5 protein-coding genes and 4 tRNA genes are annotated in these 8,369 nt (G+C 56.9%); 1 reads left to right on the top strand and 8 read right to left on the bottom strand.

Annotation, left to right across the window (positions count from 1 at the left end):
- Positions 1-535: 535 nt before the first annotated feature.
- A tRNA-Arg gene (locus NQL71_RS28895) sits at positions 536-612 on the bottom strand.
- A 576-nt stretch (positions 613-1,188) separates the two neighbouring features.
- On the opposite strand from NQL71_RS28895, the gene NQL71_RS28890 reads away from it, so the two are divergent.
- Entirely contained in the window at positions 1,189-1,515 is a 327-nt protein-coding gene (locus NQL71_RS28890; RefSeq protein WP_003178899.1) for an Arc family DNA-binding protein, read from the top strand.
- A 102-nt stretch (positions 1,516-1,617) separates the two neighbouring features.
- On the opposite strand, the gene mgtE is transcribed toward NQL71_RS28890, so the two are convergent.
- The 7 genes from mgtE to alaS form a co-directional block, all read right to left on the bottom strand.
- Positions 1,618-3,060, bottom strand: a complete 1,443-nt coding sequence (gene mgtE, locus NQL71_RS28885; RefSeq protein WP_046819623.1) for a magnesium transporter — start codon at positions 3,058-3,060, stop codon at positions 1,618-1,620.
- Between the two features lie 408 nt (positions 3,061-3,468).
- Positions 3,469-3,545: transfer RNA gene (locus NQL71_RS28880), tRNA-Arg, on the bottom strand.
- A 72-nt stretch (positions 3,546-3,617) separates the two neighbouring features.
- Positions 3,618-3,694, bottom strand: a tRNA-Arg gene (locus tag NQL71_RS28875).
- Between the two features lie 107 nt (positions 3,695-3,801).
- Positions 3,802-3,892 (bottom strand) — tRNA-Ser (locus NQL71_RS28870).
- Positions 3,893-3,954: 62 nt separating this feature from the next.
- Positions 3,955-4,143 carry a carbon storage regulator CsrA gene (gene csrA / locus NQL71_RS28865; RefSeq protein ID WP_002554426.1) on the bottom strand — a complete coding sequence of 63 codons (189 nt, stop codon included), beginning with the start codon at positions 4,141-4,143 and terminating at the stop codon, positions 3,955-3,957.
- Between the two features lie 188 nt (positions 4,144-4,331).
- On the bottom strand, positions 4,332-5,573 hold the full coding sequence (locus NQL71_RS28860) for an aspartate kinase (RefSeq protein ID WP_046819622.1): 1,242 nt from the start codon (positions 5,571-5,573) through the stop codon (positions 4,332-4,334).
- 91 nt (positions 5,574-5,664) lie between these two features.
- Complete coding sequence (gene alaS / locus NQL71_RS28855) at positions 5,665-8,286, bottom strand: alanine--tRNA ligase (RefSeq protein WP_274643732.1); 2,622 nt, start codon at positions 8,284-8,286, stop codon at positions 5,665-5,667.
- Positions 8,287-8,369 lie beyond the last annotated feature (83 nt).

Here is an 8,369-nt window from a genome sequence, read left to right as displayed (position 1 = left end):
CTGGTTAAGATCTTTCGTCTCAACCGAGGCGCGCATTCTACAGCAGCCTCATTTGCTGTCAAGTGATATTTTTCAGAAGTTTTCAAGGAATCCTTAATAACTTCAACCACTTGCGCCTCAGATCTCTCATCAGCGGGAGGCGAATTCTACAGCGTTACACGCTGCTGTCAACACCTCTTTTTCAACTCCCTGCCGGCTTCGATGAACTGAAGCAAGCCACTGTCGAAAACTGCGTAACTCGTTGTTTACCAAGGAGTTTTCCGTTTCGACTGCGCCGGAAGTGGGGCGAATTATAGGCTTCTGAAATCTGCCGTCAACCACTGATTTACTGTTTCTATCAAAAAGGCAATTTGAAGCGGGAAAAACCGCCCCTTCTATATAGAAGAGAGCTCCAAACAATCACCCATTATGAAAAAGCCCCGCCAGATACCTATCTGAGCAGGGCTTTTCATGCCTCAAGCAATCCGCTTGCACCCACCCGGCACTCACAAAGGCCAGGCGAGAGAATCATGAACTGCTGAAGGTTGAATCCGTATGGTGTCCCAGGGCAGGTTCGAACTGCCAACCTTCCCCTTAGGAGGGGGATGCTCTATCCAATTGAGCTACTGAGACACAGATGCCGGCGGAAATACGCGCAGCGAGACGGCGTGCATGTTAACGGGCGAGCCTGCCTTTGTCATGTCATCCGTGGGCTTTTTAAGTGTAGGCAGATGTCACGCGAGGGCTCGGACTTTCGACGCGCAAGCAGACGACAACCCGCCCTCCCCCTCCCAGCAAGACACAGCTACATGAAATCAGCCTGCCACCCATCCTAAACGAGTCTCGCTACACGCTTGCCACTAGTAAATCGGCCAATTGCCACTATCCTGTACAGATAAGGATCAGTGATCGAATTCGCATGGGATGCCCCAGGTTTTTTTCAGAAGGACCAGAGGGTAAAGGACGCGACCAGAGAGACGGACCCGGCAGTTTTTCAAAACCAGTCCGCATTTCTGATAATTGGTGCTGGCATAACGCCTTTATCCAGCTCAATATTTGTCACAGAATTGGCGCCAATGATCTGGCGATTTTGAGGCATGATGTCTGCCTCTATCAATTCAGGTTGAACATTTGGCCAGAGCGCTTGTCCTATCAGACATCCTGCGGCCAATCCCGAGAACCGCTCCCCTGAACTAACCGGTTAAATATATGCGCCCATTGAAACAGGCAATTTATTCCAGCCGTACGGCTGACAAGTTCGTCGTACGTCTGCCAGACGGAATGCGTGAACGCATTGCCGAAGTGGCTCGCAATCATCACCGCAGCATGAACTCTGAAATCATTGCGCGCCTGGAGCAGAGTCTCATTCAGGAAGGCGCACTGGGCGAAGAGCTGAGCATGCGCCTGGACAGCCCGGAGTTGTCACTGCACGAGCGCGAGCTGCTGCAACGCTTCCGCCAACTCTCTCACCGTCAGCAGAATGCGCTTGTCTCACTGATCGCCCATGACGCCGAGATGGCTGCAGACGCTTCCTGACTCATCCCCGCAAGTTCAAGCCAGCGTGATCGCTGGCTTTTTTTTGCCTGAAATTCGGTCATAAAAAAGCCCGCCGTAGGGCGGGCTTTAAAACAGAGCGCTTCAGAGCAGGAAAATCGTTGCCAGCCCAAGGAAGATAAAGAAGCCACCACTGTCGGTCATGGCGGTAATCATCACACTGGCCCCCATCGCAGGGTCCCGCCCGAGTCGCGCCAGGGTCATCGGGATCAGGACCCCCATCAACGCCGCAAGCAACAGATTGAGGGTCATGGCTGCAGTCATCACGACACCGAGTGACCAGCTGCCATACAACAGGTAGGCGACAACGCCGATCACCCCACCCCAGATCACGCCGTTGATCAAGGCTACCGCCAGCTCCTTGCGCATCAGCCGCGAAGTATTGCCCGTACTCACCTGATCCAGCGCCATGGCCCGAACGATCATGGTGATGGTCTGGTTGCCGGAGTTACCGCCGATGCCTGCGACGATCGGCATCAACGCCGCCAGCGCCACCAGCTTCTCGATGGAGCCTTCGAACAGACCGATCACCCGGGAAGCGACAAATGCGGTGATCAGGTTCACTGCCAGCCAGGCCCAGCGGTTACGCAGGGACTTCCAGACTGACGCAAATATGTCCTCTTCTTCACGCAGACCTGCCATGTTGAGAACTTCGTTTTCGCTCTCCTCACGAATCAGGTCGACCATCTCATCGATGGTCAGACGGCCGATGAGCTTGCCGTTCTTGTCCACCACGGGCGCCGAAATCAGGTCGTAACGCTCGAATGCCTGGGCAGCGTCATAGGCTTCTTCATCCGGATGAAAACTCACCGGGTCGCTGGCCATGACTTCGGAAACCTGCTTGTCCGGATCATTGACCAGCAAGCGCTTGATCGGCAGCACACCCTTGAGCACACCGTCGTAGTCAACCACGAACAGCTTGTCGGTATGGCCAGGCAGCTCCTTGAGGCGGCGCAGGTAACGCAGGACTACTTCGAGGCTGACATCCTCACGGATGGTGACCATCTCGAAGTCCATCAGCGCGCCGACCTGGTCCTCGTCATAGGACAACGCCGAGCGCACTCGCTCGCGCTGCTGGCCGTCGAGGGTTTCCATCAGCTCGTGGACGACGTCTCGCGGCAGCTCGGAAGCCAGGTCGGCAAGCTCGTCGGCATCCATGTCCTTGGCCGCAGCCAGGAGCTCGTGATCGTCCATGTCGGCGATCAGGGTTTCACGAACCGAATCGGATACTTCGAGCAGGATGTCGCCGTCGCGATCAGCCTTGACCAATTGCCACAGCGTCAGACGATCATCCAGCGGCAAGGCTTCAAGAATATAGGCGACGTCGGCGGAGTGCAGGTCATCGAGCTTGCGTTGCAGCTCGACCAGATTTTGCCGGTGAACCAGGTTTTCGACTCGATCCTGATGCGGACCTTCCTGGCGATGGGTCAGGTCTTCAACCACTCGCTGACGCTGCAACAGCTCAACAACTTGAGCCAGGCGGTCCTGCAAGCTTTCCTGCGTTTTCTTTACTTCAACTTCAGACATAGGCGAACTCCACTCCCAGCAGCGGGGCGCGCCGGAAGGATCAATCAGTCAATTCATGATTGGAAAATCGGGTTATTGAGTAACTACTGGGTAAGTCCATGGAAGTAATCCAAAAGCCCCGGCGGGGCTGACGGTGGCAATCATACACCGACTGACGGCTTAAAACGTTAAAAAATCATGGCTGAAACAAGCGCTTGCGAAACAATCTTGAGCGCGCACCTAACGCTACAAAGTGCGACGACTCATCTGGAAAAGAAAACACAATGGTGATGGAAAATGCGGGCGCTTACCTTGATCGGTAGCTGTCATGGCGAACGAACATCGAATTCGACGAGAGAGGATGCAGGAAGGAAAAAGCCAAAACCCAGACGGCAAAAAGCCCGCGTAAAACGCGGGCTTTTTGGTGTATGGTGCACTCGACAGGATTCGAACCTGTGACCGCTCGGTTCGTAGCCGAGTACTCTATCCAGCTGAGCTACGAGTGCATTTTGTGTTTTTATACCAGATCACAACTGGTTGGAGCCAAGTCATTCACATCACTGCAAACAACTCTTAAATGGTGCACTCGACAGGATTCGAACCTGTGACCGCTCGGTTCGTAGCCGAGTACTCTATCCAGCTGAGCTACGAGTGCATTTGTTGCCGCGCATTATAGGCCGTCTAATCTCTATGTCAAGCACTTTTTCTAGTAATTTCAACAACTTACCGAAGAAGCCAGATTACAACGTACTACGCAAATAATGGCGGAGAACGGGGGATTCGAACCCCCGACACCCTTTTGAGGTGTACTCCCTTAGCAGGGGAGCGCCTTCGGCCACTCGGCCAGCTCTCCGCAACACGGGGCGTATCTTAACCAACCTTTTCCCCGTTTGCAAACATAAAAAACGATAAAAATTAATGGCTTGGTTCTTCGTCCTTCTCTTTCTTTATACGCAGGTAAATTTCCTCACGGTGGACCGCAACCTCTTTAGGGGCGTTGACACCGATACGCACTTGATTTCCTTTGACGCCGAGCACGGTCACGGTGATTTCGCCATCACCAATAATCAGGCTTTCTGCGCACCGACGAGTCAGAATCAGCATACCTTTCTCCTCACGCATTACATTTTCAGGGACAACAGTCTGCAAAAAAAAGGCACTCGACCTACAACCAGAATGGTCATCGGCCTACATGCCTGAGTATTGACCAGCGCGAGCAAAAGAACAGCCTTGGGGTCGCGCCTTGCAAAAAAACAAAAGGCGCGGTCAGACCGCGCCCCTTGGCAAACGCATCACTCGCCCTGGCGGACCGGTGCGTCCAGTTCGAAAGCCGTGTGCAAGGCGCGCACAGCCAGTTCCAGATACTTCTCTTCGATCACGACGGAGACTTTGATTTCCGACGTGGAGATCATCTGGATATTGATGGTTTCCTTGGCCAGTGCTTCGAACATGCGGCTGGCAACGCCTGCGTGGGAGCGCATGCCAACGCCGACGATCGAGACCTTGGCGATCTTGGTGTCACCGATGACTTCACGGGCACCCAGCTCGCTAGCGGTCTTTTCCAGCACGGTTTGCGCCGCCTGGTAGTCGTTGCGGTGCACGGTGAAGGTGAAGTCGGTGGTGTTATCGTGCGCAACGTTCTGCACGATCATGTCGACTTCGATGTTCGCGGCGCTGATAGGGCCGAGAATCTTGAAGGCAACGCCCGGGATGTCTGGCACGCCACGGATGGTCAGCTTGGCTTCATCGCGGTTGAAAGCGATACCGGAAATGATCGGCTGTTCCATGGTTTCCTCTTCATCAATAGTAATGAGGGTGCCCGGACCCTCCTTGAAGCTGTGCAATACGCGCAGCGGAACGTTGTACTTGCCGGCGAACTCCACCGCACGGATCTGCAGCACCTTGGAACCGAGGCTGGCCATTTCCAGCATCTCTTCGAAGGTGATCTTGTCCAGGCGCTGGGCCACGGACACGACGCGCGGGTCAGTGGTGTAGACGCCATCGACGTCGGTGTAGATCTGGCACTCGTCGGCCTTCAAGGCTGCTGCAAGGGCCACGCCGGTGGTGTCGGAGCCGCCACGACCAAGAGTGGTGATGTTGCCGTGCTCGTCGACACCCTGGAAACCGGCGACAACCACCACACGACCGGCCTTCAGGTCGCCGCGAATCTTCTGGTCGTCAATCTGCAGGATACGCGCTTTATTGTGCGCACTATCCGTCAGGATCCGTACCTGGTTGCCGGTGTAGGACACTGCCGGCACACCGCGCTTGATCAGCGCCATGGCCAACAGGGCAATCGTCACCTGCTCACCCGTGGAAACGATCACATCCAGCTCGCGAGGAACCGGTTGATCGCCGCCACTGATTTGCTTGGCCAGATCGATCAGACGGTTGGTTTCGCCGCTCATTGCAGACAGCACAACCACCAGGTCATCGCCGGCATCGCGGAATTTCTTAACCTTGTCGGCAACCTGCTCGATTCTCTCGACGGTGCCGACCGAGGTGCCTCCAAATTTCTGTACGATCAAAGCCATTTCAAAGCCGCCTCTGCCCATGAAGGGCGCCCAAATAATCACTCAAACAGCGTTGCGACCCGCCACTAGACTGCGGGCCGCAGGCACTGCCTTATAAACCCTGCTCTACAAACGGAACGGTCAGCGCGAGTGCCGCATCCAGGGCGCCAGCGTCGGTACCGCCGCCTTGCGCCATGTCTGGACGACCACCGCCCTTCCCGCCCACTGCCGCAGCGGCTTGCTTCATCAAATCACCGGCTTTGAGTTGGCCAGTCAGGTCTTTGGTTACGCCTGCAACCAGAACGACCTTCTCCTCATGGACACTGCCGAGCAGGATCACTGCGCGGCCGAGTTTGTTTTTCAGTTGATCGACCAGCGCCAGCAGCGCCTTGCCATCCTGCCCGTCCAGACGCACGGCCAGCACTTTCACGCCCTTGACGTCCAGGGCTTGCGCCGACAGATCGTCACCCGCGGCGCTCGCGGCCTTGGCTTGCAACTGCTCGAGTTGCTTCTCCAGCAGACGGTTGCGCTCCAGCACAGCCGACAGCTTGTCGATCAGGTTTTCGCGGCTGCCCTTGACCAGGCTGGCCGCTTCCTTGAGTTGTTCTTCCGCCGCGTTCAAGTAGGCCAGTGCTTGCGCACCGGTGACCGCCTCGATACGACGCACACCCGAAGCCACACCGCCTTCGCTGATGATTTTCAGCAGGCCGATGTCGCCGGTGCGGTTGGCGTGGATACCGCCACACAGCTCAACGGAGAAATTGCCCATGCTCAGCACGCGCACGTTGTCGCCGTATTTCTCGCCGAACAGCGCCATGGCGCCTTTCTGCTTGGCGGTTTCGATGTCGGTTTCTTCGGTTTCAACGGCGGAGTTCTTGCGAATCTCGGCGTTGACGATGTCTTCCAGTGCCTTCAGTTGCTCAGGCTTGATGGCTTCGAAGTGGCTGAAGTCAAAGCGCAGGCGCTGACTGTCGACCAACGAGCCTTTCTGCTGGACGTGATCGCCCAGCACCTGACGCAAGGCGGCGTGCAGCAAGTGAGTCGCGGAGTGGTTCAGCGAAGTGGCGTGACGTACGTCGGCATCCACCTGCGCCTGAACCGGCGAGCCAACGATCAGGCTGCCCGAATCCAGCACACCGTGGTGCAGGAACGCGCCGCCGGTCTTGGTGGTGTCGCGCACGTCGAAACGTGCAGCGCCAGCCTGGAGGAAGCCGCAATCACCAATCTGACCACCGGATTCTGCATAGAACGGCGTCTGGTCGAGAACGACCACGCCCTCTTCGCCTTCGCTCAACACGTCGACCGACTGCCCATCTTTATAGAGCGCAACAATCTTGGCGCTACCGCTGTGAGCGGTGTAACCGGTGAACTCGGTATCGACTTCAACCTTGACCAGGCTGTTGTAGTCCATGCCGAAGGAGCTGGCCGAACGCGCGCGAACGCGCTGGGCTTCCATCTCGCGCTCGAAACCGGCTTCGTCGATGGTCAGACTGCGCTCGCGCGCGATGTCGCCCGTCAGGTCCATCGGGAAACCGTAGGTGTCGTAGAGCTTGAACACGACATCGCCCGGAACCACATCGCCCTTGAGCTCGGCCAGATCCTGCTCGAGGATTTTCAGGCCCTGCTCCAGGGTCTTGGCGAATTGCTCTTCTTCGGCTTTGAGCACGCGCTCGATGTGCGCCTGCTGGGATTTCAGTTCCGGGAAGGCTTCGCCCATCTCGGCGACCAGGGCCGCGACGATCTGGTAGAAGAAGCTGCCCTTGGCGCCCAGTTTGTTGCCGTGACGGCAAGCCCGACGAATGATCCGGCGCAGTACATAACCGCGACCTTCGTTGGATGGCAGCACGCCATCGGCAATCAGGAAACCGCAGGAACGAATATGGTCAGCCACGACTTTCAGGGAAGCCTGGGCGTCGTTGGTGCAACCGATGGCCTTGGCCGATGCGTTCAGCAGGCTCTGGAACAGGTCGATTTCATAGTTCGAGTGAACGTGCTGCAGCACGGCACTGATCCGCTCCAGGCCCATGCCGGTGTCGACCGACGGCGCTGGCAGCGGGTGCAACACGCCATCGGCGGTGCGGTTGAACTGCATGAACACGTTGTTCCAGATTTCGATGTAGCGGTCGCCGTCTTCTTCCGGCGAGCCCGGTGGGCCACCCCAGATGTCGGCGCCGTGATCGTAGAAGATCTCGGTGCAAGGACCGCACGGGCCGGTATCGCCCATGGTCCAGAAGTTGTCGGACGCGTACGGCGCGCCTTTGTTGTCGCCAATACGCACCATGCGCTCGGCCGGAACGCCGATTTCCTTCGTCCAGATGTCGTACGCCTCGTCATCGCTCGCGTAGACGGTGACCCAGAGCTTTTCCTTCGGCAGGTTCAGCCATTTGTCGGAGGTCAGGAAGTTCCAGGCGTAAGTGATCGCGTCACGCTTGAAGTAATCGCCGAAGCTGAAGTTACCCAGCATTTCGAAGAAGGTGTGGTGACGGGCGGTATAACCGACGTTTTCCAGGTCGTTGTGCTTGCCGCCGGCGCGTACGCATTTCTGGCTGCTGACGGCGCGGGTGTACGCGCGCTTTTCCTGGCCCAGGAAGCAGTCCTTGAACTGGTTCATCCCCGCGTTGGTGAACAGCAGGGTTGGGTCGTTGCCCGGAATCAAAGAGCTGGAGGCTACACGGGTGTGGCCTTGCTCTTCGAAGAAGCGAAGGAAGGCTTCACGGATTTCTGCGCTTTTCATTAGGTTCTTCCACGGAGGCTGCGGCCAAAGGCCTGTTCGAAACGTCAACAGACGAAACGACGGCAAAGGGCCGCATTATATCG

The organism is Pseudomonas serbica (assembly GCF_028823535.1).
GTDB lineage: Bacteria > Pseudomonadota > Gammaproteobacteria > Pseudomonadales > Pseudomonadaceae > Aquipseudomonas > Aquipseudomonas serbica.
This window is presented reverse-complemented; position numbering and strand designations above follow the sequence as displayed.

Excerpts from the sequence above, each read along its gene's own strand:
- NQL71_RS28890 (WP_003178899.1), top strand. The coding sequence starts at position 1,189 with ATGCGCCCATTGAAACAGGCAATTTATTCCAGCCGTACGGCTGACAAG.
- mgtE (WP_046819623.1), bottom strand. The coding sequence starts at position 3,060 with ATGTCTGAAGTTGAAGTAAAGAAAACGCAGGAAAGCTTGCAGGACCGC.
- csrA (WP_002554426.1), bottom strand. The coding sequence starts at position 4,143 with ATGCTGATTCTGACTCGTCGGTGCGCAGAAAGCCTGATTATTGGTGAT.
- NQL71_RS28860 (WP_046819622.1), bottom strand. The coding sequence starts at position 5,573 with ATGGCTTTGATCGTACAGAAATTTGGAGGCACCTCGGTCGGCACCGTC.
- alaS (WP_274643732.1), bottom strand. The coding sequence starts at position 8,286 with ATGAAAAGCGCAGAAATCCGTGAAGCCTTCCTTCGCTTCTTCGAAGAG.